We start from the raw sequence: 23,869 nt of genomic DNA, 5'->3' as shown, positions 1-23,869 counted from the left end.
CCTTGTCCGGCAAGTGACCCATGACAGACCAAATCCTGATTTCGCAGGCGCCCACCCGCGCTGAATTTACACCGCTGATCCGGTTGGCCGTTCCGCTGATGGTCGGGCTGGCCGCGGCGCTTTTGATCGGAGTCGTAGATACGGCGATGATTTCTCCGCTCGGTACGGTCCCGCTGGCGGCGGCTGGTGTGACCACGGCCGTTCTGATCATCTTGATTTCCGCTCTTTGGGGCGTGATCACGGCAATTTCCGTACAGATCAGTCAAGCCGAAGGCGCAGGCGATGCCGCGCGGGTTGCGCTGGCGTTGCGCAGCGGGCTGTTGCTGTGCCTTCTGGGCGGCGGCGGCGCGGCGTTGGTGATGATCGCGCTCTATCCGTTGCTGGGGCCTTTGGGTCAACCGAAGGAGGTTCTGACGATCTTGTTCCCGTACTGGATGTCGATGGCGATTTGGATCGTGCCTTTCACTCTGTTCTTTGGCCTGAAGGCTCTGTTCGACGCCGTTGGACGGCCCTGGACGGCCGTGGCGCTGTCTTATTTGGGCGTCCTCTTCAACGTACCCGCTAACTATGCCTTCATTCACATCCTTGATCTTGGAATTCTGGGCGCTGGTCTGGCCAGCATACTCTCGCAATGTACGTCGCTGGTTGCCGGGATCTATGTGTTGATACGCGCGCCTGGGCTGGCCGCCTTTCGTCAGCGGGTGACCGTTGCATGGGCGGACGTCTGGTCACAGGCCAAAGACGCCCTGCCGCTCTGTCTTGGCTATGCGGGTGAAGGCGGAGCCTACGCCGTAGTGGGCCTGATGATGGGCTGGTTGGGGGCCGAGGCGCTAGCCGCCCACCAAATCGTCAACGCGCTTGCGGGGCTGGCCTATATGATCCCGCTGGGCATGGCGGGTGCGGCCTCGATCCGTGTGGGTCTTGCAGTCGGCGCAGGTAGTCAGGAAAGGCTCAGACCGATCATGAAGGCGTCCTTTGCGATGGTCACGCTCTGGCAGGCGATTGCCGCCATCGTCTTCATTGCTGCGGGCCGGTTGATGGCGGAAAGCATGTCGGATGACCCGGCCGTCATTGACCTCGCGGTCACGTTGTTTTTTATCGTGGCACTGCTGCAGGTTGCGGATGGCGTTCAGGGAACCGCGTTGGGCGCACTAAGGGGAATGTCGGACATGAACCTGCCGACGATCATTACTCTGACGGCCTATTGGCCACTTGCCTTGCCGGCTAGCTATGCACTGGGATTCCTTTTCGACCTCGGAGCGGTAGGTGTCTGGATCGGCTATACTCTTGGACTGGTGGTAGCAGCTATCGCCCTGCCCTTGCGGTTCTGGGCGCTGACACGGCCCTGAATTTTGGGGGCCGGTCGATAAGAGAAACTTAACCGCGAGCAGTTTCCGCTCCTGTCCTCTAAAAGAAACGATAGCCCGAGCTAACGTTCGTTCTGTGGCAGTCCATCATCGATTTCGTAGTAGTCACCTTTCTCTGACACAAAGACATGCAGCGAGAGCGAGGTGTTCGTTGGTCCGTCGAATGTGCCCATGGCAACAACCGTCCAGTCATGGTGGATCGGATCCCAGAACAATGTTGACCCACACGTGCCGCGGAAACCCCGCCGGACCTTCTAGGATGAATGGAACCATCGCACTGCGCCTTCTCCTTCTACCCGAAGCGCCTTCCGGGGAATGTCGATTGAGGCTTCGTAGTGACCAGAATGCTTACGGCATTGCTGGCAGTGGCAAGCAGTGGGCTGCGGTAGGTGACCGTCCACTTCGATCCGCACGGCGCTGCAGAGACATGAACCCTTATACATGGCCCACCTCCTTCGCATTTTTCGAGTTTGTCCGACGTCGCAGGCTTAGAGCTTTAATCAGAGCTTTTGCCTCCGCTGGCGGTTCCTGTTCGATGCGTCGGTAGTCTGTTCCATCGGCACGGCGGGTGAGAAGACCGCAAGAAACCATTGTTCGGCGAAGTATTGCGGGATCTTCGAAGAGGTGGTCCAGGGTAAGGCGTCCATTTACCTCACGTTCTTGCATAGGCTTTGCCGCAGGCAGTCTCGCCCAAAGCGCCCAGAGAGCAAGCGTCTGCACTTTGCGTTTGGACGGCCACCGAATGAGGCGACCTACAGCATCGAATTGATGCACGGCACGCTCTACAGCTCGGGCATCAAAAGGCGGCTCGTCAGTTGAGCGGACAAGTCTTTTCCCAGCCGCGTGAACCGAGCGCATATGTTGTAGGTTTTGAAAGCCCGCGGCACGCGCAGCGATGTTCATGAGCACTAGGTGCGATGGGCTTGCGTCGCCCAACTGTTGGGACAGGGAGCGTACAAAGCCAGTCAGGTCATCCGTGTACAACGGCAAAGGGATTTTAGGCATGGGTCATCCAATTCGAGCGCCAGTGCTGGATCGTCGGTCGCTGGCTTGACGAAACGGCGCTCTCATCTTGAGTGAATGGGTGCGATGCCGTTTGTTCTTTTTGGCAGGTTTAGCTCTCCAAAAGGAGCAGCGACGCCTCGGTGTCTGCCGACCGTGAACGAGGCATAACAATCTTTGCGACTTTAGCCAAGGCTGCATTCTGATGGCCATTGCGTCATTGCTTTTGCTGTCATCCATCCCGCCCCGGTTCGCTCGGATCGCTTGAGAATAATGCGATCTTGTTGCCCTGAGGGTCGCGTAGATATCCGACAAAGAAGTTTGGTCCGTAATACTCTCGGAAGCCGGGTGCGCCCTCGTCGGACCCCCCGGCCTCAACAGCGGCGGAATGAAGGTCGCGAACCTGTTGTTGATTGCGTGCCTCAAACGCAATCATTGTCCCGTTTCCAGCCGAAGCCTGCGACCCATTGAAGGGGGATTTGACGTAGAACTCAGGTAGGTTTGGTGTTCGTCCTGGTTTCTCAGGTAGCGCATAGCTCAGATCACCGTGATAGTACTCCAGCTGATATCCAAGATCCGGCAGGAATGCGGAATAGAAGCGTTCCGCAAGCCCTAAGTCGTCGGCACCAACAGTAATGTATGCGATCATTGTCTAGCTTCCTTAAAAGGTTGTTTTTTCTAACCGAAATCCGTCTAAATACCCTTTGCGATCCCCAACTTTTGCCTAGAGAAACCAGTATCGCCGCGCATGCTCAGCTTTGGCTTCTTCGATCATCAAGCGTTTTCCTCTTGTCGGGGCACCAAAGTGGGATTGCTGTATCGCTTTGACCTACGCAGGCCCCAACGCTTAGTAAAGTTACAGTAACTGCGAGGGCGGCGCCGAGGCCAAACATGACACCCCATGAAAAACCTGCCGCCACTCCAGCTAGCACCGCTCCAAACGCGCCTACGCCATCCAGTATCGCGAACGCAAAACCCAACGTGGTGCCTTCACTTCGATCCGAATGATCAACAGCCGCCGCAAGGATCACCGGCCGAACTGCGTCCAACGACGCAACCCCAAGCGTCATCAGGGCGATCATGATCCAGAACGGAGGATCGAACATCAGTGTGCCAATTGCAAAGGCCGCAAACCCATTTCCGGTTGCAAGTACCGGCAAGCGGCCAATCCTGTCGGAAATTGATCCAACCCACGGCTGAGCCAGTGAACCACTTAAGACGATAGCCGCGAAGGCGATCCCGATGGTTCCTGATGCAAAACCGTGAGCTGTCGCCAGATAGAACGGTATCATGCTCAACAATCCGATCAGTACCATGTTGTAGAGTGAAACTGTCGCGACGAGGCGTAACCCGCTTCGGCTCCGCCATGTCTGCATCAGCTCCGAAATGTCTTGTCGGTTCACACGCGGATTTTTGACGGCAGGGACTGCTTCAGCCACCCTAAGAAAGCAAAGACCGACGAAAACAGTCGGCAGTACCGAAACGACCAGAGCACCACGCCAATCGACCGTCGATAGAACCAAACCGGCGGAGAGTGGAGCCAAGACTTCAGCGAGCGAACCGCCAACCGCATGTATACCCAAGGCACGGGCGCGAGTATTCCTGTTGGCGCTCGTCAACACACCAGTTGCAATCGGATGCCAGGCCGCATTTCCCATCCCAGCAATCGCCAAAAGTACGGCCAGGCTCCAAAACCCCGAAGCCAGTGACGCAATCGCGTAGCCGATAGCGACCCAAAAGAAGGTGCTGACGAGAAGGCAACCTCGGTTGGAGACATGGTCCGCCACCAGACCTGCAGGCACGTACACCAAAGCACCGCCAATGGTGGACAGCGTGAAAAGCAAGCCGACCTCGGCAGGCGAAAGGTGCATTGAAAGGCCAGCAGCGGGAACGATCAGCCACAGGGCTGCGATTGGCCAGTCGTTCGCGAAGTGGCCCACGGCGAACCAGGCCATTAGGGTTCGGTTTGTCATGGTAGCTTTCTCTTTCAGAGCGACACATCGGACCCAATGCCCAACGAATTGGTAATACCTAGCTAGCGGTGATATGTCTGTCTGTCGAAAGCAAGGCTATTACCATCGAGGAATCGTCATTGTCCGAAGGCTTAACAAAACAAGCTGTTCGCCCCAGATATCTAGGGGAGACAATCAAGCCAGCGTCAGGCGAAAGCTACGACTGGCATTGTCACGATTTTGGCCAACTCATCTCCGCAGCTGCGGGCTCAATGTATGTGGGCACACCTGACCGAGTTCTGCTCCTAAGCCCGGCCATGGCGATTTGGATCCCCCCCGACCAACAGCACTGGATGCGCTACGGTTCGAACAACGTCATGCACTACGTGGATGTCAATTGGGATGAGGCGGTGAGGCTTGGTCAAGCCTGCCGGGTCGTCGCTATGACCCCGCTTCTTGATGCGCTGTTTGTTGCCGCGATGCCAGAGACCACAAATACACGCACGACCGATCATAACGCAGCGCTGCACACCCTTCTCAGACACGAGCTGCTCGCTGCGAAAGACGTACCGCTCACTCTGGCTTTGCCGAAAGACGCACGACTGCAGGGAATTGCGCAAACTGCCCTTGATGACCCAGGCAGCGTCCGCTCAGTAATGGCTTGGTTGTCAGATGTGCCCGCAAGTCGAAAGACCATTGAACGACTTTTCATTGCAGAAACGGGCATGCCACCGTCAAAATGGTTGCGGCACGTAAGGGTCCTTCATGCTGTCTCGCTTCTTGCATCGGGTGCAAGTGTAACTTCGGTGGCGTTCGACATGGGATACGAGTCAACGAGCGCGTTCAGCTACATGTTCCGACAAACGCTTGGCATAAGTCCGAGAGAAGTTTTGAAAAACCGATTTGTTGTTCCAAATTGACTGGGCGATCCTCCCAAAGGGGATATCAAGCCACCAAAAGCAATACTGCGTTGCGGCCCGTCGAACCTGCCATTCGCTGCGCCCGCGCAATCTGGTTTTCGCTGAATAACCGCAATGTGGACGAAACGGACTTTCGACTTTTCACCGTGATCCGGTATCTTCAAGACATCTTCAGTTCAAACGCTGGTACCTGACACATGGATCCGTTCCTCACTGAAAGGCTTTCGATTCACAGTTGGCAATCGACATTGGAAGACCGGGAGGCGCGCCGAGGGCTGGAGATTGCTTTGTCCGCGATACTGTCACGCCGCGTGTTTGAGCATCTTCCATCACCTCTGCACCTGAGCAGAGATGATGACATTGCTTCCTGGGTGGACGAACGCGCGGAGGAAAGCGACGTTTTTCTTGTCGACTGGAGGCGCAGTTCCGAATTGGTCGGACTGTTGATTTTGGCGTCCGACCCCGCTGAAGCGCAAGCGCCAGAACTTCATATTGGCTATTTGCTCAGTGAAGCAACTTGGGGTCAGGGGTCGCGACAGAACTCGTCCAAGGGTTGGTGTCAGCGGCAGAAAAGGACGGCTCGGTAAGGCTGCTGGGCGGTGTCAGCGTTGAAAATCCGGCAAGCGCTCGAGTGCTTGAAAAGGCAGGTTTCGAATTATCACCTGACCTTTCAACAACGAATTCGCACATGTACTCCAAGAAAGTCGGTTGAAGCGAATTCGGCACGTCCGGCTTGGGCTCCTTCCGGACCTCGGAGCCAGCGCAGCATCGAACCCGCTGACACTGCGTCGACCGGAACTCGCGGCCAATTGCAGACATTTGCCCACTGAACGTGCAGCGTTCCCAAAATGGGCCTTGGTTAGCTGCTAAGAAAGTGGTGGGGTACGTTCAGATGCCTCAAAATACTACTGTTAAGACGCAAATTATTCACGCCTTTCAGACCACCCCCTTCTGAATGAAGTCGGCGCTTCGCCGTAGCGTTTCTTGAATCGTGCAGTAAGTTGCGTCGCGCTGCTAAAACCTGTGGCTGCCGCGATTTCCGCGACCGCCATCTCGGTTTCACTGAGCAAGGCGTAGGCTCTGGAAACGCGCAGTTCGACATAGAACTGGACAGGCGAAGTTTCGACGTACTTTTGGAAGAGACGTTCTAACTGGCGACGAGATATCTGCACGGCTTCGGCTATTTCAGAGATATCTAGAGGCTCTTCCAGGTTTTCTTGCATGATCTGCATAGCGTTGATCAGGAACTGGTTGCGACTACCCAGAGCAACCGAAAAGGCTGATTTCTGGAGCGTTTTACTATTGTTGGACCGAAAGTGGATGCACATGTCCGAAACGATGATCGCCAGGTCATTTCCGAAATCGGATTCGATAGTGTCCAACATCATGTCGGTTGCAGCATTTCCTCCGCCGCACGTCATGAGTTCATTGTCGATCTCATACAGGTTTGACGATGGCTCTAAGTCATCAAAATGTTCGATGAAAGCAGGGTGGTTTTCCCAATGCAATGTGAACCTTCTGCCTGACAGAACTCCAGCCTTGGCAAGGGCGAAAGCCCCTGTGCAAATACCACCCAGATTACATCCAAAGGTTCTTTGTCGGCGGATCCACGACAGGACCTTAGGGTTCGTACTTTCTGCCGGTTCAATACCCGAGCAGACAAACAGCCGCGATGATCGCGGTAGATTGTGCAACGCAAAATCCGGTTTAATTTCAACCCCATTCGAACAAGAGACCGGATTTCCATCTTCAGTGATCAGAAACCATCTATACAGTTCTTTGTTTGTGACCTGATTAGCGATCCTCAGAGGTTCCACTGCGGCGCTAAAGGCCAGCATTGTCAGCTTTGGCAGCAGCAGAAAATAGATTTCCTTGGCCGGCCCATCATAGTCAATGCGATAGCTGGCCGCGCCCTTTGGGACAAAGTTTCTCGGGTCCATATGCTCTCCTCCCAGTATCGACCAAGGCGGATGAAGGGCACCAACACCTCATTTGGTGTTGGTGCAGAAAGATTACGCACTCATCTGTGCAACAGGTTCGCCGCTTTCCTCCCAGGAGCGGACTTCATCTTCGCTTGCTTTAGGCGAAAAGAGCCCTGTCATGGCATAGAAGATACCGATGACCGGTGACAGCCAACAAGCGAATGCAAGCGGAATATACAACAGGTTTTCGAAATTGCCGTCTGCGATACCCAAACCAAGCGCCGTGATGACAAACGCACCACCTGCATTCCACGGGATTAGAGGGGACACCAGTGTTCCGCCTTCCTCGACCGCCCGGGACAGGTTCAGTGGGGAATAGCCCATCGCGCGATAGACCGGTGCATACATCCGTCCAGGCAGTGCAATTGACAGATAGGGGTCACCTGCAACGGTGTTGGTCGCCACAGATGTTAGGATGGCCGAGGTTTGAATGCCGGCAAACGTTTTCACCTTCGAGATGACAACTTTGATGATCGCCTGAAGGCAACCGACGCGTTCAAGCGCTCCACCAAACCCCAAAGCCAGCAGCACCAGTGAAATCGTCCACATCATCGACTGAATACCTCCGCGGTTTAGCAGGGGATCGATCTCCGGAACCCCAGTATCGATCGAATAGCCGCTATTGGCAAAGGTGAACGTCTCATGCAATCCAGCCCCCTGACAGAAGATAGCCATGATGCCGCCCGCAACGGCGCCTGCAAACAGTGACGGGATCGGAGGTTGTTTCATGACTGCCAGCACGATGACCAGAACGGCTGGAAACAGCATGATCGGCGAAATCCAGAACGCGTCATCCAGTGCCGTCGTGATTGCATGAATGCGGTCAAACGATACCTCGGACGTGTCGATCAGAGTGAAGCCAACGACAAAATAAATCACCAGCGCAATCAGCATCGAAGGAACGGTGGTTGGAAGCATATTCCGAATGTGATCGAACAGATTGGTTCCTGTCACGGCTGGTGCCAAGTTCGTCGTGTCCGATAGAGGTGAGATCTTGTCTCCAAAGAATGCTCCGGAGACGACTGCTCCCGCTGTCCAATACATTGGAATTCCGAACCCCGCACCGATCCCCATCAGCGCTAAACCGACAGTTCCTGTCGTTCCCCACGAAGTGCCCAACGAAACGGAGACAATGGAGCAAAGGACCATTCCAGCGGCGAGGAAAAGTTCAGGCGACAAAATCTTGAGACCATAGTAGATCAGCGTTGGCACAGTTCCGCTTGCGATCCACACGCCGATGATCATTCCCACTGTGATCAGAATCGAAACGGAAGGCAGTGAGATATTGATAACGTGGAAAACGCCCTCTTCGATACTGGGCCATTTGTGACCCAACATGAGGCCAACAATGCCGGTGATCGCGATCCCGAATGCCAACGGGATATGCGGGGTAAAGTCACCGAAATAGAATAGTTGCAACCCAAGCACACACAGGGTCAGCACTATTGGCGCGAGCGCCAGCAGCAAGCCGGGCTGCCGTATGTTATCTTCATTCCCAGGCATATGGGTCTCCTCCTTCAGATTGGTTCAGAACCTTGTTGATCTGCGGAAGAAACCAAGTTTGGCGATGTGAGGCTGTCGGTCAGAGCGTACATCTTGTTAGAATTTGCGACATTCGGGCGGCGGATTTCAGCGTCTTCAAATGAACTGACGACCGACAATTGCGATCACGCCAAACAAATTACCTGCGTTTAGGCCATCTCGCTTCCAATTTTGGAGCATCTAACAAGTTTTGCTCGAGTTGGAGTGGTTCTGTTGGTCAAGGCCCATACCAGTCATTGACCGTCGGCAAACATTTCTGCGTCAAGGCCCGTCGAACCTGCCGTTCGCTGCAATGCGAAATCTACCACAGTCGGACATCCCGTCTGCGGAAAAAGCTGCCTTTCGTGCCTATGCTATCAATCATAGAAAGGGACCCATTCCGTACTTTGACCGCCACGCTGAGTAGTGGAGCAACGCTTAGATTGGCTTCAAAATACGCTTCAAGTTCGACTTCTTCTACTCCCTTGGAATTGGTTATTTACTAGGAAGCAACTGACATTTCTCTCTTCCGCTGCGCGTCTCTGATCAACGCCGCGAGCCGATAGAAGCCATGAGCCATCTTGGTGTAGGGCATTAGCAGGAAGAAGGTCAGAACCGATCCAAGGTGGATGGCAAGCAGCGCAGGCATCAGAGGCGTTGAACCAAGGGCGTAAAGGACCAGTCCGCTCAGGCCGACAAAACCGAGCAGCAGGATGAAACCGATGTCACCACCCCAAGCAGACGGGTCGCCAAGCTCTCGATCAGATTTCTGCTTGAGCAGAACCATTGCTCCGCATCCCAATGTCAGCAGGATACCTCCGGAAACGCCGAAGAGTTTTGGCAGGGACCAGAACCCGTAAGGCGCGTGCAACCCGAACCCGTAGTGCATAACCGTCGCCACCGAGGTCGACGCAAAGCATAGCAGGAAGCCGTACATAATAGCGTGGTGAATGTGACGGCGCCCCTGGCTGAACCGATCTTCATCTTCAAAGTTGCATCCCTCACCATGCCCAGCAGCCAGATCCTGCATCTTGCCGGCGCGTTTGAAGGCGGCCATCAAATCAGACAATTGGAGGGGTTTGCCACCGACTTCCGCCCAATAGCGCCTTAGGCTGATAGCCACGCTAAAGAGTGGTAACAAGAATGCCGGCGCAAAGATTGCGACCATCGCATTGTGGGACAGGACGGCATAGAACCCCTCTCCTCCGCTTGATCCAATGGCGCGAATTGCCCGGAACAACAGGGCAAATCCAATTACCAGTGCCAAGGCAATAGCCCCGCCGTGAGTGTGAAACCGACGCGCCAGAGGCTGCGGCCAGGCGAAGCTTTCCCAACTGTCCCGCCGCACTTCGGCCAGAGCTTTCGGCAGGTTCAAGTCAAACTCGTGCGGAGCTGTGTACTGACAGGCATAGTAGCAGCCTCGGCAGTTGTGGCAGAGGTTGGCGAGTTGCGTTATGTCTCCGTCGGAAAACGCGCGTTCCGCATGCAGGGATGGAAAGACTGAGCAGTAGCCCTCGCAATACCGGCAGGCATTGCAAATCTCGGCCTGACGGCGGGCTTCTTGAATTAGTTCAGTTTGCATAAGCGGCGGCCTCACGTCCTGCGATGCGTCCAAAAACGGTTCCGATAGTCATGCCGAACCCGGCCAAGTAACCTTGCCCCAAGATCGACCCGGCCATGGTTTCGCCAGCGGCCCAAAGGTTTTTGATCTTGCCGCTGGACGTCGAGCACTGCGCTGTGTCGTCGACCTTCAGACCCAGATAGGTGAAGGTCACGCCGGTGCGCAGCGAGTAGCCATAAAAGGGCGGCTCGGTGATCGGACGCGCCCAGTTCGTCTTGGGCGGCGTCAGACCCGAAGTCGTGACACCGTCCAACTCGGTCGGATGAAATCCACCGGTATCGCCGCATGCTTCGTTGAATTCAGCAACCGTCGCTTTCAACTTGTCGGCAGGCAGATCCATCATTCCAGCCAGTTCTTCCAGGGTGTCCGCCTTTAGCGGTGGAAAGACCGAGGGCATAAACAGGTTCAGCGACTTCGCATCGATGATCACATAGCCAACTTGATCCGGCTGCGCAGCCACCAGACGCCCCCAAATCGCATAGCGCTTGGGCCAAACGTCTTCGCCCTCGTCATAAAACCGCTCGGCATTCTTGTTCACGACAACTGAAAACGGCACGCAGTCCAGGCGGGTGACAATACCGCCGTCAAACTTCGGCGCGCGCCCGTCAATGGCGACGGCGTGGCACTGGGTCGGATCGCCGACGCTGTCGACACCTTGATCCAACAGATCAGACAGAACCACGCCACGGTTATAGGGTGTGCCCCGGATCAAGAAATTCTTGGCAGGTTCACCCCATGCACGGGTCAGCCAATCCGTGTCGGCCTGAAACCCACCCGAGGCAACGATGACCGCCTTGGGCGTGATGCGATGAGACTGGCCCTCATAGGTGTAGTCGACCCACTCGATCCGATCACCATTCAGCTCCAGATGCGTGACAGCAGCTTCGTACAGAACATCGACACCCAAACCAGTAGCAGTTCGGTAATATGCGTTTACCAGAGACTTCCCGCCCCCCATGAAGAAGGCGTTGGTCCGCGCCAGTGACAATGTCCCGGACAGAGAGGGTTGGAACCGCACCCCGTGTTCTTCCATCCACGGCAGGCATTCCTCGGAGTTTCGGATCGCGAGGCGAGCAAGATGTTCGTCGGTTTTGCCGCCAGTGACCACTAGCAGATCTTCAAGATACTCATCTTCACTGTATTCTTCGATCAGCGGGCCGAGAGGAGCGCCATGCATACAACGAAAATTGCGCGTATGGCGGGAGTTTCCACCACGATAGGGTTTTGGCGCCGTCTCGAGGATCAGAACACGGGCGCCTGCCTCGGCAGCGGTCATCGCGGCGCAAAGGGCTGCGTTCCCACCGCCGATCACAGCGATATCATAAGCTTCCTTTTGGGTGGCCATATCCTGTCTACCTATTGATTTTCGTCGGTTGTCCGGTCGCGCTCTTGCAACGCCCGAATACGCATCCGTTGTGCGGCCTGAATATGCGCACGCATTTCTGTTTCAGCCGCTGCGCCATCGCGGGCCTTTAAGGCAGCCATGACGCGCTTATGCTCTGCCACTGCTGTCTCGGCCCGATCACCGTCCAGCAATTGCGACGGCCCAAGGATCAACAGCGCTTTTTGCAAAGAAAGCATAGACTTGGCAAGAAACCGGTTCTTGGCTGCGTCCAAAAGTGTGGCGTGAAAAATCCGGTTGATCCGAGCCGCTTCCGAGCCGGTGCCAGCCTCAGCCAAGCGATCATTCAAAACGCTCAGCTCGTCTAACTCGATATCCGACGCTGCACGCGCGGCTAAACGGGCAGCAGTTCCCTCGAGAACCGCGCGCATTTCATAGAGTTCCATTACTTCGGCGTAATCAAGGCTGCGTACGGTTGCGCCCTGCCGGGGCACATGAGTGACTAGCCCGTCGGCCTCTAACTGCCGGATAGCCTCGCGCACAGGGGTGCGGCTGACGCCTAGTCGTTCCGACAACTCAATCTCGCGCAGGCGTTCGCCAGGCAAAAGTGTGCCATCCCGAATCTCATCCAGCAGGCGTTGATACGCTGAATTGCCTTGTGGACCAGGCTGTAAGGGGTCGTCTTGAATGGCCATCGAACGCTCACTTGTCTTCTTGCGTCCAGTTGTATACATTTGGATACATAGCGAGTCAATATTGTCGGAAGCCGCGCTTTGCCCATCCAAAACAAAACACCTTCTCTCCTGACAAAGCGGGCCGTAACACTGGTCCTTGCACTACTGGGCACCGGAGTATTTTGGGCGTTAAACCTGCCGCTGCCCTTTCTGTTCGGGCCAATGAGCGCGTGTCTGATCGCTGCCCTGGCGCATGCCCCTATGGAAGGTTTTGGTCAGGTCTCGGTTGCAGCGCGCACCATACTCGGCGTTGCAGTTGGGGCTTCGATTACCCCTGCCCTTTTCGCCGAGCTGCCGAAGATGGCCGCGTCTATTGCACTGGTCCCGTTCTTCATCCTGCTGATCGCACTGGTAGGCGTGCCCTTCTTTCGCAAGATCTGGGGGTTTGACTCCACGACCGCGTTTTACGCCGCCATGCCTGGCGGATTGCAGGACATGATCATCTTTGGAGCCGAAGCAGGCGCCAACCCGCGTACACTTTCCCTGATCCATGGTACGCGCGTACTGATAATCGTGACGCTGGCCCCGCTATTTCTGACGGTGTTCTATGATGCTCAACTCACCAACCCAATCGGAGAGCCTGCGCGTGACCTCCCAATACATGAATTGGCGCTGATGGTGCTGGCCGCCCTTATAGGCTGGAAAGGCGGTGAGCGGATCGGCCTGTTCGGGGCATCTATCCTCGGCCCAATGATCCTGACAGCCGCCCTGTCGCTGGGGGACTTCATTCATACACGACCACCGCGCGAGGCCATCCTTGCAGCGCAGTTCTTTATCGGTTGCGGAATCGGCGTGAAGTTCGTGGGCGTCACTTGGGTCGAACTTCGCCGGGTGGTTGCAGCGGGCTTCGCCTATGTCATTGTCCTTGCCATCCTTGCTGCCGCTTTCACCGCCGTTGTCACCACGTTGGGCTTCGGTCAACCGGTCGAGGCTTTCTTGGCCTTTGCCCCCGGCGGGCAGGCTGAGATGACGGTGCTAGCTATCGTTTCGGGCGCGGATCTAGGCTTTGTAATCACCCACCATCTGACAAGGATCGTGCTGGTGATCATCGGCGCGCCCATAGCGGCCAATCTTATCCTGCGCTGGTCCAAACCTCGGGGTTGATCATGTGAATGGGAGCGCCTTCAGCATAGGCGTTCACCTGATCGAAAATATCTGCGAATTGCAGGTCGAATTCGTCCTCAGTCACAAAGCCGATATGCGGGGTCGCGATCAGGTTTGGGTGCGATAGCAAAGGGTCATTCGGGTCGGTGAGCGGCTCTGTATCAAACACATCAATTGCGGCCTTGACCTGGCGACTGGCGTTCAGCGCATCCAACAAAGCACCCGGAGCGATCAGCCCGGCCCGGGAAGTGTTCACAAACAACGCTCCCGGTTGCATCTGCGAGAAATCCGACGCTGTGATGATGCCGTGTGTGTTTGGTTTCAGGCGAACATGGACCGAGACAACATCGCTGTTGGCAAAGAACGCTTCGCGGCTTGCAGCGATCTGCACGCCGTCCGCCTGCGCCCGTGCCCGGCCTTCGTCGGAAGACCACCAGACCACATTCATCCCGAATGCCTCGGCATAGCCAGCAACGGCGCGGGCGATGCGACCATATCCATACAGTCCCAGCTGCCGCCCTCTCAGAGACTTGCCAACCCCGGCCTGCCAATGCCCGGCTTTGACCGAGGCCATCTGCGCAGGCAAATCGCGCATCCCAGCCATGATCAGCGCCCATGTCAGTTCGGCTGCGGCGTATGAGGGCGTCCCGCCATGCATGTTCGAACACAGCAGCACTCCGTTATCCAAGCATGCCTGCACATCAACATGCGGATACACGCTGCGCTGACTGATCAATTTCAAGTTTGGGAGTTTTTCAACCAAATCGCGGGTGATCTTGGTGCGTTCGCGAAACAGCACCAGCGCCTCAGCCTCCTGCAAGCGTTCAGCCAATTCGCTGACATCCTCGACATGGTCTGTCCAGACCTTCACGTCATGGCCAGAAAGCTTCTCAAAACAGGGCAGGCCCTGCAGAGTGTCAAACCAATCATCCAGAATGTGAACTTTCATCGACTATCTCTACCCTACTCGGTACTTAGTTTTCTTGGTGTCGGCACAAAATGACGTGTGTCGAGCGCTTCTAACGCGTTGCGAACACGTTCGCGCTGATCCAGCAAATGGTTGAATTGCTCATCACATCCGGCAATCGGTGTCGGGTAGTCCGCAATGTCCCTCCGCAGAGCCGACTGCGCCAGCCTGAGTTCCTGACGCGCGATACCAAGGCATTCAGAATAGTCATCCATCGGAACATCCTCTTTATGTATACCATAGTATACCTTTTGAGATCCGCCTTTTCAACTGCTGTTCCACACAGATTCCGGTACATAAACATGCCCATCCGCCAATTTGCGCGCTGTTCTCACCAGACCGGCGGCATTCACGTTGAACTCCTCGTCGTTCGAGAAGTCCACCAGAACGTCAATCTTGCCTGAGGCGTGCTCCAACACAACGTCAGCCGGGCTTGAATCCGGGCGATCAAGTAACCCGTCTGCGACGGTTCCGGGCGTCAAAGCGCAAGACGCCATGCATTGCGCACCCGTAACGGCCATTGTTGGGTGGGTTTTCCACGGCATGAAGTACCGAACCGCAAGGGTTCCACCCTCTCTGGCGGGTGCCATCAGCCCGAATTTGGGAGTTACCGATTTCGATACGTCCCCCATACCCATCAGTTCCCCGGCTTCGATCCGTACGGCCTCCATCCGATCAAAGAAAGCACGGTTGGCATCCAGCTCTTCGGCGCTTTCATAGCCTGTCAGTCCGAAATCGGCCGCCCGTGCTATAGCCATCGGCATAGCGACATCCATGCACGTCAGCTCGATCCCCTGCACTGTATCACGCAAATTTCCAGTGGGCAGAAATGCACCTGTTGCCGAGCCCACAACGCCCATGAAACTCAGTTTCACCGGTGCAGAATGGCCGGGAACTCCGGCGATTTCCGCGTCACCCTCATAGACCAACTCGCCGCCCGGGGTCTGCACTTTGGCAACGACGCGGGCGCCTGTATTGACGGCGCGAATGCGGATTTCGGTCTCATCGCCGTTGGGCTGAAACAATCCCATTTCGATCGCAGCGGGACCAACTCCTGAGAGGATGTTTCCGCAGGTGGGTTTGAAATCGACCAGTTTCTCATTAACAGAGACCTGCGCGAAGAAATAGTCGATATCGGCCCAGTCGTCCTCGCTGACTGACAGCATCGCCACCTTGGTTGTCACCGCGTTACCGCCACCGATCCCGTCGATATTGAGCGCTTGTCCAGCCCCGAGGGCAGCGACCAGAACATCAGCCAACTTATCCCTATCTTCAGGCAGATCAGGGCGTCGAAAATAAGGCCCTCGGGAAGTGCCGCCGCGCATGAAAACATATGGGATTGCTGTCTGGGTCATTGCGAACCCTCCTTTACAAACCGTTGAAATTTCTGATTTCAGTGCCGCCCGGCCTGCCAGATCGGCAGGCCAGGCAAACATGGAGCGCCTACTTGAGCGGCCATGGCAGGTTCACCATGTCTTGCAGCAGACCTGGCGGAAAATCCCGGTTCAGAGCGCCAGCCATGAAGCACATGAAACCGATGCCGCAGGCCGTCAGGAGCAGCGTCATCTGCCAGCTGGACCCGGCGCGAATGCGGAAGAATGCGATCAGGAACCCGATCAACGCCAGGATGAATCCCACAACCCAAGTGGCCGCGATCAGACCTGCAAACCACGCGAGCGTTGACCAAAGCGCATGCGGCGCGCTTGCATCCTCGCCGGCGAGTTCCTTGTCAGCAAAGATCGCATCCCCCTCGGGTCGCCGCATCATCTGGATCAACAGGATGACGCAGCAAAACAGCGACACGCTGCCGATCACCAGCGGGATGATCTTGTCGGTCATGTTGTAGTCAGGGATCATGTTGGCATTGATCAAAGCCACGATCAGATAGGCCATGATCACCAGCAGGAAGATCAGCGGCGCGCGCTTGCTGCCGGATTTAACCTCACCCTCGGCCATGATCATCTTGGCTTGACGAATGCCAAGTATAACCGAAACCACGGTGACCACGATCAGGACGATGACGATCGGGCTGAAGACGTACTCCATGCCTTCGCCAAAGCTTTTGCGGAAGCGGAAAGAGGCAATCTGGAACGCCTGGTTGGTGAACTTCTCAACCGGGTTGGACAACACGAATCCAATCAGGAAGGCCGGGCGTGACCAGTCGAAACGGCGCAGGAAGATGCCGATCAGGCCGATGACAAACAGGGCCAAAAGGTCTTCGAAATTCTGACCGGATTGGAATGCCGCAAAGCTGATCAGCATGAACAGAAACGGCGCCAGATAGGTGAAGCGGATCGTCGTTAGTTTGGCGATGCCACCCGAGGCAGCGATACACAGGATGGTGCCCACCACGTTGGCAAGTGCCAGCAACCAGACAATCGAATAGGTGATGTCGAGATTATCCTTGAGCATGCTCGGACCAACCTCGATATCGCCGGATCCCAACAGCGCAACTGCGCCGATAAAGATCGCCATCGAACCCGAACCGGGGATGCCAAACAGCAGCGTCGGGACCAGCCCCCCGCCCTCCTTGGCGTTGTTCGAGCTTTCCGGCCCGATGACGCCACGCACTTCGCCCTTGCCGAAGTTGCTTTTGTCTTTGGTCGATTGAACAGAGTGGCCATAAGCGATCCAGTCAACAACCGAACCCCCAAGGCCGGGAATGACACCGACAACCACGCCAATAATCGAACAGCGGACCGACAACCAAATGTTCGCAGCCCAGTCTTTGACGCCATCAAACCAACCAGCTCCGAGCGAAGCGCCCTTGGCAATAGATCGGTCTTGACGCAGCAGCGAGACGATTTCCGGCACCGCAAAGATGCCCAAGCCGACGATGACCAATTTCAGACCGTCGGTCAGGTAAGGAATGTCATAAGTGGCCATACGAAGCGAGCCGCCTGCATCCGCCTCGCCAATCGTGCCAACCATCAGGCCCAGCCCAGCGGCGGCAACGCCTTTTAGCGGGATACGTCCGGCGAGAATGGCGACCATGGAAAGACCAAGAATGGTGATCATCAGCATCTCGGGCAGGCCGAATGCCAGAACGATCGGCCGCGCGATCAGGATGAACATGGTCAGAAAAGTTGCGCCGACTAATCCGCCAAACAGCGATGACGCAAAGGCCGCTGACAATGCACGCGCGGCCTCGCCCTTTTTCGCCATCGGGAAGCCATCCAGCACAGTCGCCTGCGAGGCGGAACTGCCGGGAATGCCCATAAGAACTGACGCGAATGTGTCAGAGGTCGGAACAACAGCAACCATCCCGATCATCAGCGCCAACCCAAGGATGGGGTCCATGCCGAACATGAAAGGCAGCAACAAAGACAGACCAGCGATACCGCCAAGCCCAGGAAAGACGCCTACGGCCAGTCCCATGACGACACCGAGAATAAGATAACCCAGAACAATAGGTTGCAGGATCAGACCCCACGCATCACTGAGCGCAGGAAGAGCTGTGGCGAAAACCTCCATAGCGGCCGCCTTTCATAAATTGTCTTGTGTTTGGAAAAGCGCGCGCCCGACATTGGGGCACGCGCGATGGTGTCTGGGTTTAGTTCAGCTCGACACCATAGGCTTCTTTGAGCCAGTTCAGAACGTAGGCTTTGGCGTTGTCGTCGACATTTGTTGCGGTTTGCAGCGCCGACTTGGAGCCGTCACCGACGAACACCGGGTATTTGCCCACGCGCTTCGAGGAGATTTCGGCAAAGTCGCCCCGCTCGGTCACAGCTTGGAACGCTGAGGTGTATGCGTCGACCACTTCCTGAGGTGTATCGCCCGGCAGGAAGGCCAACTTTTGAACCGGGAAACCGGCTACAAAGAACGCTTTCCACGCATCCCACGCCTCACCGCTGGTTTCACAGCCATCGGTGGCTTCGCATACTTCCTTGAATGTCGGGATGTCCGGGAAGGTCGGGTCACGGACGATATTGCCATCTGCATCCAGAGCACCCCAGGTCATCATCGGCACAGCCTGACCGGATTCAACCAGCGGGGCCGAACCACCCAGGTAACCGGACGAGGTCTGATAATCGATGTTGGCTTCGCCGCGCTCGAACATCAGACGACCATCGCCACGGCCTTTGATGCCAAAGACAGGCTCGACGTTCATACCCAGCATTTGCCATGCCAGCAGCGGCACAAGGTCAAGACGTGTCGCGCCCTGCGAACCGTAGATGAAGTTGGTGTCTTTCAGCGCATTAGCGGAGCCATCAAACTTGGCGCCATCCTCGGCGTTCAGATAGGCAACACCACCAGTGCCCGACGCCATAACCGGGATCCAGTCGTTGTATTCATAGCGCACGCGTGGATCGCTCAGCAGATAGGGAAATTGAGTTGAACCGGAGGTGCCAAACAGCAGCGTTCCGTCATCATGGCTCTGCTCTTGGAACCAGTTTGCGCCTTTAGTCGATCCGGCGCCGGGCATGAATTTCACAACAACAGTCGGCTGACCTGGCAGTGCTTCGGAAAGAAGCGGCGCAAAGAAGTTGGCCCATTTGGCAGACCCGCCTGTTTCCGAGAACGGGATAACCCATTCAACTGTCTTGCCCGAGAAATCGACCTCGGCAGCGGCAGGTGCGGCGATACCGGCGGCGGCGATCAGCCCCACGACGGCGCGACGGGTGAAGTTGGAAATGGTCATTGGTTCCTCCCTGTTGACCAGACAACCACGCTAGCGCCCTCTGCGCCACCGTGATCGCAAATAGAACTGTGGGGTTGATTCCCCCTCCCATCTGGCAATCATGGAGCGCCAACCTTGCGCGAAACTTGCAGGAGACTCGATGCGGATCGTCATCGTAGAAGACAACGAGACCCTCGCCAACGCTATTGCTTATCGTCTGCGTGACCGCGGTCATGCGGCAGAAGTGCTTACGGATGGCGACGAGGCTGACTTGTATCTTGCGCAAGAGGGTGCCGACTTGGTTGTTCTCGATATCAATTTGCCCGGACAGTCAGGGTTGGAGATCCTGAAATCCCTTCGCAATCGCGGTGACGGCGTACCAGTGATCTTGCTGACGGCACGTGCCGAAACAAGCGACCGGGTTTCGGGGTTGGATATGGGCGCCGATGATTACCTGGTTAAGCCGTTCGAGATGGACGAGTTGGAAGCACGCATCCGGGCGCTTTCTCGACGCAAAGATCTCGACTACGGAGCAAAGGAGAGCATTGGTGGCCTGGAATTCGACCGCGCTGCCCGTCAGGTGAGTGTGCAGGGCGAAGTTATGGATATTCCGCGGCGGGAAATCGCGGTGCTTGAATGCCTGTTAGAGCGCAGGGGCAGAATTGTTCCCAAAAGCCAACTTACAGATTGCGTCTATGGCGTGGGTGCCGATGTCGAGGCCTCGGCCGTAGAGCCTCATGTGTCTCGGCTGAGAAAACGTCTTCACGATCTCGGTATTAGAATTAAGACAGCTCGTGGTCTGGGATATCTGCTTGAGGTGCAGAAGTGATCAATCACGGCTCGCTCAGGTTAAGACTTTTCATTCTTATCCTAACCCCCTTGGTGCTAATTGCTGCTCTGCTTGGTCTTTGGCGTTTTATGATTGCGCAGAAAACGGCTCAGGAATTATTCGACGACAGCCTATTATCTGCTGGCCTCGCAATTTCGCGAGATGTTGCGATTTCGGGAGGTGACGCGCTGTCACCAACGACACGCAGCATGATCCGTGACGCGTCGGGCGGAGAGATTTTTTACCACGTAACGGGACCCGGTGGCATCTATGTGACCGGCTATGCCTACCCACCGGCAGCCACCAACCCGTCCACTCAAGAGGTGTACAAGCCGCAGTTTTTCGAAGCGCTCTACCGCCAAGAACCAGTTCGTGTTCTCAAGATGACGGAACGCGTGACCATAGAAAATCTAGTCGGAGATGCGACAGTTACGGTTTGGCAACGTATGGCGGACCGCAACGCTTTCGCGAATGAACTGTCAATCCGCGCAGGAATTCTCATGGGAATTCTGCTGGCCACCCTCGCCATCGTGGTATGGTTTGGCGTCGCGCGTGGTCTTAGGCCCTTGTTGGATTTGCAGGACGCTATTGACTTGCGTTCACCAGATGACCTCAGTGAGATCAAGCGCCCTGTCCCCATCGAAGTTCAAGGAGTTGTCAGAACCCTGAACCGGCTGTTTGGACAGGTGGAAAACAGTATCAACGCCCATCAAGTGTTTATTTCCGAAGCTGCGCATCAACTGCGGAATCCGGCGGCGGCCGTGCAGTCAATGGCCGAAGCGCTGCAGGATGCGAAAACAGCTGACGACCAAGAAAAACGCATCTCAGAGCTTGTGGCGGCGGCAAAAAACTCAGCAACAGTGGCAGAACAGCTGTTGTCACTTGAGAGGCTTAGGCAACCGACGCACCAAGACCAAATGGGTAAAATTGACTTCCGCTCGGTCGTGGAAGAGGCCTGCGCGGAGATGGGCGTTCACATCCTCGCAAAGGGTATCGAATTTGATGTCACGATGCCTGAGACGGTGGTCGCGGTACTCGGCGACCGTATCTTTCTAATTGAAGCTCTAAAGAACCTGTTGGACAACGCAATCAAACACGGTGGCCCAAAGTTGAGCCAAATCTCAGTTGTGCTGCAGTGTGAGGGCAAACACGTTGAGCTAACGGTGGCCGATGACGGGGCTGGCCTTTCGCCAAACCAAAGCGAAGTAGCATTCAATCGATTTTCTCAGTTAGAACATTCCGAGGGCAGCGGACTAGGGTTATCCATCGTCTCGGCAGTGGCGCAGAGGCATGGAGGAATAGTCGAAATCAACCAAGTCGATAGAGGAGCAAGCATTACGCTTAAGCTCCCCATAGCCCTGTAAGCTGTTTCTAGTTCTGCTCGGAACCCAAAAACAGGCATCTAATGGAATTGGCTGGTCTACATGAATCGAACGACTGTGAAGCGGGACAAAACGGCTATCTGTTCCAATCCGGAAAGAAAAGTTTCCAGCTATTAGAGCTGGATGATCGCTGCTACGGTTAAGCGAAGCCATTCTTCTTCGATTGGGTAATTTATGAAAGTCAATGCGCTTTTGATTTCGGCTCTCTTCGTCAGCAGCTGTATTGCACTATGGGGTGTTGTCGACCCGCATGGCTTAGGTTCCGTCTCCTCAAGAATTGTCACCATCCAGTTCGAAAGCCGGGGCTGGTTCATTATGCTGGAAGCCAGCGCACTTTTGTTACTGGCAATTTATCTCGCAGTTTCCAAGTACGGCTCAATCCGAATTGGACCGGAAGGTTCAGAGCCCGAGTTTTCGACTACAGCTTGGATTGCAATGCTGTTCGCGGCAGGTATGGGTGTAGGCCTGCTGTTTTTTGGCGTATCAGAGCCGCTCACCCACTTTTCGGTAATACGCGATTTTTCTTCCGATCCAGAAGCCGCAAGGCTCGCCATGTTCGTCACCTATTTGAACTGGGGGTTCCACGCCTGGGCCATCTACGGTGTCGTAGCACTGATAGTTGCCTATTTTGCGTTTAGACGTGAGCGCTCGTTGCTTCTAAGCGCTCCTTTGCTGGACGTGTACGGAGAGAAAACATGGACCCGCGGATTGGCTTGGTTGTTCGATTTCTTATCTGTCGTCGCCATAGCCGTTGGCCTAGCGGGTTCGTTGGCCATGGGTGTGTTTCAAATTCAAACAGGGCTGGCAGGGGTTCTTGGAATACCAAATTCTCCTTATCTGACAGCAATTATTTTTGCCTCCATGTGCGTTGCTTTCCTTATTCCTCTGAGACGTGATCTAGGAGAAGGAATGTCAAAATTGTCCAATTTGGCCATGGCGATTGCGATCAGTCTTTTGGTTTTCTTGCTTGTCGCCGGTCCCACGTCTTTTGTGATGAATTCGATCGTCTCGGGTTTTGGACGTTATGTTTACAACGTCATACCTGCCGGTTTTTCGACAACAGAATTTTTTGATCAGAGCATTTCCACCTGGTTTCAGGACTGGACGCTGAACTACATGATCTGGTGGCTTGCGTGGTCTCCATTTGTCGGCATTTTCATTGCACGCATTTCGCGCGGGCGCTCAATACGCGAGTTTCTGGCCGGGGTCATAATTGCGCCCACTCTTTTTTCGATTTTCTGGTTTGGTGTGCTTGGCGGTGTAGGTTTTTTTGATGTTTTGGATGGCAGCGGTCAACTTCTTGAGGTCAACGAAAAGAGCCTTGATGCGACGACATTCGCGCTCCTGCAACAGTTTCCATTAAAGTTTGTCACGCAGATCGCAACGATCACTGCCGCTTTCCTCTTTGTTGTTACGAGCGTCGTGAGCGCAGGCTTCACACTTGCAATGATTGGAACAGGCGGAGACGAAAACCCCTCGCCGAGCGTTCGAACCATCTGGGGGATAGTTCTCGGCGCTTTGGGCCTAGCCATGATCCTCGTAAACGATGTTTCACTTGTCAGATCTATTATCGCACTCTCGGCAATTGCGTTTGTATTCATCGTGCCAATTCTTGTGGTCTGTCTCCTCAAGTCGCTTTCAAAAGAGGTCACCAAATGACAGGTTCGATCGTCGATACGGTTTTGAACGTATCTGTTTTTTTGTATATTGGTTTTTTGATTTGGCTCGCGCTTCATCGCGTTTAGAAATCACTTTTTGAAGCGACTCTCGTCTGGAGTCGGCACTCTAAGGAACTGACTGTTTGGGCCTCATAGCAGACATTTAGCGCACTGTGTCGATTGTTGAGGCTTTCCTAGCTGGCTCAGTGGCGGCAGTGCGGACAAAGCGGACATTGCTTGAAACTACGTCAGTTCGACTTGCACAAAATTACGCGCCCTGCTTCAAACAACTCCATGAGCACCGTCGACTTAAAAAGCGAAGAGACCATCCGTGCATTTGTTCATGAAGGAATTGAATGGCCTAATCCGCCATGGAATTTGGCGCAAAGTTCTGATTCCTTTTACGAGAGAATGTGCTCCGACATTTGCGTGGAACTAGGATTGGCATCCGGAACGAATTCGACGCTTATGGCTGCGGATATGCCTCGTTTCTGGATGCCTGGTTCTACAAGGACGACGCGCAATTCGGAGCCGGAAACCCAAATGATGAAGGCTACGCATTTGCCGGCCTTTTTGTTCTGCTCAATCAGTATGCGCCGTTGTATGTCTTGGGACAGGCAGAGAAGTGCTGGACTAGCTTGTCTGCATCTACTTATCTCCCAAATGCTGACATGGTGGACAAATTCGAATCTCGTGCGGTTAAGGCACTTAGTGTCACAGTGGAGCAGAAGTTGTCGGAGCACGGCATGATCCGATTGAGGTCTGCTGAAATAATGCAACCAATCTCATCAGAAATAGAGATTGAAACAAATCTAAGCGATGGTGAATGTAAGTTGTTCGATGCGCTTTTTCACTGGCTGGACTGAC

General features: G+C 55.2%; 24 protein-coding genes. 9 read left to right on the top strand and 15 right to left on the bottom strand.

What is annotated here, in order from left to right; genetic code table 11:
* Nucleotides 1-20 precede the first annotated feature (20 nt).
* Nucleotides 21-1,349, top strand: coding sequence for an MATE family efflux transporter (locus ACR0C3_RS04830; protein WP_480757436.1), 1,329 nt, complete (start codon nucleotides 21-23; stop codon nucleotides 1,347-1,349).
* Between the two features lie 80 nt (nucleotides 1,350-1,429).
* On the opposite strand, the gene ACR0C3_RS04825 is transcribed toward ACR0C3_RS04830, so the two are convergent.
* The 5 genes from ACR0C3_RS04825 to ACR0C3_RS04805 form a co-directional block, all read right to left on the bottom strand.
* Nucleotides 1,430-1,582 carry a GFA family protein gene (locus tag ACR0C3_RS04825; RefSeq protein WP_480757434.1) on the bottom strand — a complete coding sequence of 51 codons (153 nt, stop codon included), beginning with the start codon at nucleotides 1,580-1,582 and terminating at the stop codon, nucleotides 1,430-1,432.
* Between the two features lie 39 nt (nucleotides 1,583-1,621).
* Nucleotides 1,622-1,810, bottom strand: a complete 189-nt coding sequence (locus tag ACR0C3_RS04820) for a GFA family protein (protein WP_480757432.1) — start codon at nucleotides 1,808-1,810, stop codon at nucleotides 1,622-1,624.
* A complete protein-coding gene (locus ACR0C3_RS04815) occupies nucleotides 1,803-2,225 on the bottom strand; it encodes a DUF2087 domain-containing protein (RefSeq protein WP_480757667.1) in 423 nt (140 codons plus the stop codon). The genes ACR0C3_RS04820 and ACR0C3_RS04815 overlap by 8 nt, the downstream gene beginning before the upstream one ends.
* Before the next feature lie 376 nt (nucleotides 2,226-2,601).
* On the bottom strand, nucleotides 2,602-3,018 hold the full coding sequence (locus tag ACR0C3_RS04810; RefSeq protein ID WP_480757431.1) for a VOC family protein: 417 nt from the start codon (nucleotides 3,016-3,018) through the stop codon (nucleotides 2,602-2,604).
* Between the two features lie 103 nt (nucleotides 3,019-3,121).
* On the bottom strand, nucleotides 3,122-4,342 hold the full coding sequence (locus ACR0C3_RS04805; RefSeq protein ID WP_480757429.1) for an MFS transporter: 1,221 nt from the start codon (nucleotides 4,340-4,342) through the stop codon (nucleotides 3,122-3,124).
* A gap of 68 nt (nucleotides 4,343-4,410) precedes the next feature.
* Here ACR0C3_RS04805 and ACR0C3_RS04800 point away from each other — a divergent pair, with 68 nt between their 5' ends.
* The 3 genes from ACR0C3_RS04800 (at nucleotide 4,411) to ACR0C3_RS04790 (ending at nucleotide 5,953) form a co-directional block, all read left to right on the top strand.
* Nucleotides 4,411-5,241 (top strand): AraC family transcriptional regulator, encoded by an 831-nt coding sequence (locus ACR0C3_RS04800; RefSeq protein WP_480757428.1) that lies wholly within the window; start codon nucleotides 4,411-4,413, stop codon nucleotides 5,239-5,241.
* A gap of 197 nt (nucleotides 5,242-5,438) precedes the next feature.
* Nucleotides 5,439-5,828 (top strand): GNAT family N-acetyltransferase, encoded by a 390-nt coding sequence (locus ACR0C3_RS04795; protein WP_480757675.1) that lies wholly within the window; start codon nucleotides 5,439-5,441, stop codon nucleotides 5,826-5,828.
* A complete protein-coding gene (locus tag ACR0C3_RS04790) occupies nucleotides 5,798-5,953 on the top strand; it encodes a hypothetical protein (protein WP_480757426.1) in 156 nt (51 codons plus the stop codon). Before ACR0C3_RS04795 ends, ACR0C3_RS04790 begins: the two co-directional genes overlap by 31 nt.
* A gap of 211 nt (nucleotides 5,954-6,164) precedes the next feature.
* On the opposite strand, the gene ACR0C3_RS04785 is transcribed toward ACR0C3_RS04790, so the two are convergent.
* The 5 genes from ACR0C3_RS04785 to ACR0C3_RS04765 all read right to left on the bottom strand — a co-directional run bounded on the left by ACR0C3_RS04785 (nucleotide 6,165) and on the right by ACR0C3_RS04765 (nucleotide 12,402).
* Nucleotides 6,165-7,181, bottom strand: a complete 1,017-nt coding sequence (locus ACR0C3_RS04785; RefSeq protein WP_480757424.1) for a GlxA family transcriptional regulator — start codon at nucleotides 7,179-7,181, stop codon at nucleotides 6,165-6,167.
* A 72-nt stretch (nucleotides 7,182-7,253) separates the two neighbouring features.
* The gene (gene nhaC / locus ACR0C3_RS04780) at nucleotides 7,254-8,726 is read right to left on the bottom strand and encodes a Na+/H+ antiporter NhaC (protein WP_480757423.1); all 1,473 of its coding nucleotides are present in this window, start codon (nucleotides 8,724-8,726) and stop codon (nucleotides 7,254-7,256) included.
* Between the two features lie 520 nt (nucleotides 8,727-9,246).
* Entirely contained in the window at nucleotides 9,247-10,326 is a 1,080-nt protein-coding gene (tcuB, locus tag ACR0C3_RS04775) for a tricarballylate utilization 4Fe-4S protein TcuB (RefSeq protein ID WP_480757421.1), read from the bottom strand.
* Nucleotides 10,316-11,710, bottom strand: coding sequence for an FAD-dependent tricarballylate dehydrogenase TcuA (gene tcuA, locus ACR0C3_RS04770; protein WP_480757419.1), 1,395 nt, complete (start codon nucleotides 11,708-11,710; stop codon nucleotides 10,316-10,318). The genes tcuB and tcuA overlap by 11 nt, the downstream gene beginning before the upstream one ends.
* A gap of 11 nt (nucleotides 11,711-11,721) precedes the next feature.
* Nucleotides 11,722-12,402, bottom strand: a complete 681-nt coding sequence (locus ACR0C3_RS04765; RefSeq protein ID WP_480757417.1) for a GntR family transcriptional regulator — start codon at nucleotides 12,400-12,402, stop codon at nucleotides 11,722-11,724.
* Nucleotides 12,403-12,480: 78 nt separating this feature from the next.
* On the opposite strand from ACR0C3_RS04765, the gene ACR0C3_RS04760 reads away from it, so the two are divergent.
* Nucleotides 12,481-13,545 carry an AbrB family transcriptional regulator gene (locus tag ACR0C3_RS04760; protein ID WP_480757415.1) on the top strand — a complete coding sequence of 355 codons (1,065 nt, stop codon included), beginning with the start codon at nucleotides 12,481-12,483 and terminating at the stop codon, nucleotides 13,543-13,545.
* On the opposite strand, the gene ACR0C3_RS04755 is transcribed toward ACR0C3_RS04760, so the two are convergent.
* The 5 genes from ACR0C3_RS04755 to ACR0C3_RS04735 form a co-directional block, all read right to left on the bottom strand.
* Nucleotides 13,514-14,494: a D-2-hydroxyacid dehydrogenase family protein gene (locus tag ACR0C3_RS04755; protein WP_480757413.1), complete on the bottom strand. Its 981-nt coding sequence runs from the start codon at nucleotides 14,492-14,494 to the stop codon at nucleotides 13,514-13,516. The two genes, ACR0C3_RS04760 and ACR0C3_RS04755, sit on opposite strands and share 32 nt — an antisense overlap.
* 14 nt (nucleotides 14,495-14,508) lie before the next feature.
* Complete coding sequence (locus ACR0C3_RS04750; protein WP_170659842.1) at nucleotides 14,509-14,727, bottom strand: hypothetical protein; 219 nt, start codon at nucleotides 14,725-14,727, stop codon at nucleotides 14,509-14,511.
* 51 nt (nucleotides 14,728-14,778) lie between these two features.
* Nucleotides 14,779-15,867 (bottom strand): 4-oxalomesaconate tautomerase, encoded by a 1,089-nt coding sequence (locus tag ACR0C3_RS04745; protein WP_480757412.1) that lies wholly within the window; start codon nucleotides 15,865-15,867, stop codon nucleotides 14,779-14,781.
* A gap of 88 nt (nucleotides 15,868-15,955) precedes the next feature.
* The gene (locus tag ACR0C3_RS04740) at nucleotides 15,956-17,986 is read right to left on the bottom strand and encodes a tripartite tricarboxylate transporter permease (RefSeq protein WP_480757410.1); all 2,031 of its coding nucleotides are present in this window, start codon (nucleotides 17,984-17,986) and stop codon (nucleotides 15,956-15,958) included.
* Nucleotides 17,987-18,065: 79 nt separating this feature from the next.
* The gene (locus ACR0C3_RS04735) at nucleotides 18,066-19,154 is read right to left on the bottom strand and encodes a tricarboxylate transporter (RefSeq protein WP_480757408.1); all 1,089 of its coding nucleotides are present in this window, start codon (nucleotides 19,152-19,154) and stop codon (nucleotides 18,066-18,068) included.
* A gap of 139 nt (nucleotides 19,155-19,293) precedes the next feature.
* On the opposite strand from ACR0C3_RS04735, the gene ACR0C3_RS04730 reads away from it, so the two are divergent.
* The 4 genes from ACR0C3_RS04730 (at nucleotide 19,294) to ACR0C3_RS04715 (ending at nucleotide 23,868) form a co-directional block, all read left to right on the top strand.
* Complete coding sequence (locus ACR0C3_RS04730; protein ID WP_480757406.1) at nucleotides 19,294-19,962, top strand: response regulator transcription factor; 669 nt, start codon at nucleotides 19,294-19,296, stop codon at nucleotides 19,960-19,962.
* On the top strand, nucleotides 19,959-21,326 hold the full coding sequence (locus tag ACR0C3_RS04725; RefSeq protein ID WP_480757405.1) for a sensor histidine kinase: 1,368 nt from the start codon (nucleotides 19,959-19,961) through the stop codon (nucleotides 21,324-21,326). The genes ACR0C3_RS04730 and ACR0C3_RS04725 overlap by 4 nt, the downstream gene beginning before the upstream one ends.
* 192 nt (nucleotides 21,327-21,518) lie before the next feature.
* Entirely contained in the window at nucleotides 21,519-23,003 is a 1,485-nt protein-coding gene (locus ACR0C3_RS04720; protein WP_480757404.1) for a BCCT family transporter, read from the top strand.
* A gap of 412 nt (nucleotides 23,004-23,415) precedes the next feature.
* A complete protein-coding gene (locus ACR0C3_RS04715; protein ID WP_480757403.1) occupies nucleotides 23,416-23,868 on the top strand; it encodes a hypothetical protein in 453 nt (150 codons plus the stop codon).
* Nucleotide 23,869: the final 1 nt, after the last annotated feature.

The sequence above is a fragment of the Ruegeria sp. CK3 genome (genome assembly GCF_056536565.1).
Note: the sequence above shows the minus strand (reverse complement) of the source record. Positions and strands in the feature narration are given on the sequence as shown.

Bases quoted from the DNA above. Each gene is read 5' to 3' on its own strand.
- ACR0C3_RS04830 (WP_480757436.1), top strand. From the start codon at position 21: ATGACAGACCAAATCCTGATTTCGCAGGCGCCCACCCGCGCTGAATTT.
- ACR0C3_RS04820 (WP_480757432.1), bottom strand. From the start codon at position 1,810: ATGTATAAGGGTTCATGTCTCTGCAGCGCCGTGCGGATCGAAGTGGAC.
- ACR0C3_RS04815 (WP_480757667.1), bottom strand. From the start codon at position 2,225: ATGCGCTCGGTTCACGCGGCTGGGAAAAGACTTGTCCGCTCAACTGAC.
- ACR0C3_RS04810 (WP_480757431.1), bottom strand. From the start codon at position 3,018: ATGATCGCATACATTACTGTTGGTGCCGACGACTTAGGGCTTGCGGAA.
- ACR0C3_RS04805 (WP_480757429.1), bottom strand. From the start codon at position 4,342: ATGACAAACCGAACCCTAATGGCCTGGTTCGCCGTGGGCCACTTCGCG.
- ACR0C3_RS04795 (WP_480757675.1), top strand. From the start codon at position 5,439: ATGGATCCGTTCCTCACTGAAAGGCTTTCGATTCACAGTTGGCAATCG.
- ACR0C3_RS04785 (WP_480757424.1), bottom strand. From the start codon at position 7,181: ATGGACCCGAGAAACTTTGTCCCAAAGGGCGCGGCCAGCTATCGCATT.
- nhaC (WP_480757423.1), bottom strand. From the start codon at position 8,726: ATGCCTGGGAATGAAGATAACATACGGCAGCCCGGCTTGCTGCTGGCG.
- tcuB (WP_480757421.1), bottom strand. From the start codon at position 10,326: ATGCAAACTGAACTAATTCAAGAAGCCCGCCGTCAGGCCGAGATTTGC.
- tcuA (WP_480757419.1), bottom strand. From the start codon at position 11,710: ATGGCCACCCAAAAGGAAGCTTATGATATCGCTGTGATCGGCGGTGGG.
- ACR0C3_RS04765 (WP_480757417.1), bottom strand. From the start codon at position 12,402: ATGGCCATTCAAGACGACCCCTTACAGCCTGGTCCACAAGGCAATTCA.
- ACR0C3_RS04755 (WP_480757413.1), bottom strand. From the start codon at position 14,494: ATGAAAGTTCACATTCTGGATGATTGGTTTGACACTCTGCAGGGCCTG.
- ACR0C3_RS04750 (WP_170659842.1), bottom strand. From the start codon at position 14,727: ATGGATGACTATTCTGAATGCCTTGGTATCGCGCGTCAGGAACTCAGG.
- ACR0C3_RS04745 (WP_480757412.1), bottom strand. From the start codon at position 15,867: ATGACCCAGACAGCAATCCCATATGTTTTCATGCGCGGCGGCACTTCC.
- ACR0C3_RS04740 (WP_480757410.1), bottom strand. From the start codon at position 17,986: ATGGAGGTTTTCGCCACAGCTCTTCCTGCGCTCAGTGATGCGTGGGGT.
- ACR0C3_RS04735 (WP_480757408.1), bottom strand. From the start codon at position 19,154: ATGACCATTTCCAACTTCACCCGTCGCGCCGTCGTGGGGCTGATCGCC.
- ACR0C3_RS04730 (WP_480757406.1), top strand. From the start codon at position 19,294: ATGCGGATCGTCATCGTAGAAGACAACGAGACCCTCGCCAACGCTATT.
- ACR0C3_RS04720 (WP_480757404.1), top strand. From the start codon at position 21,519: ATGAAAGTCAATGCGCTTTTGATTTCGGCTCTCTTCGTCAGCAGCTGT.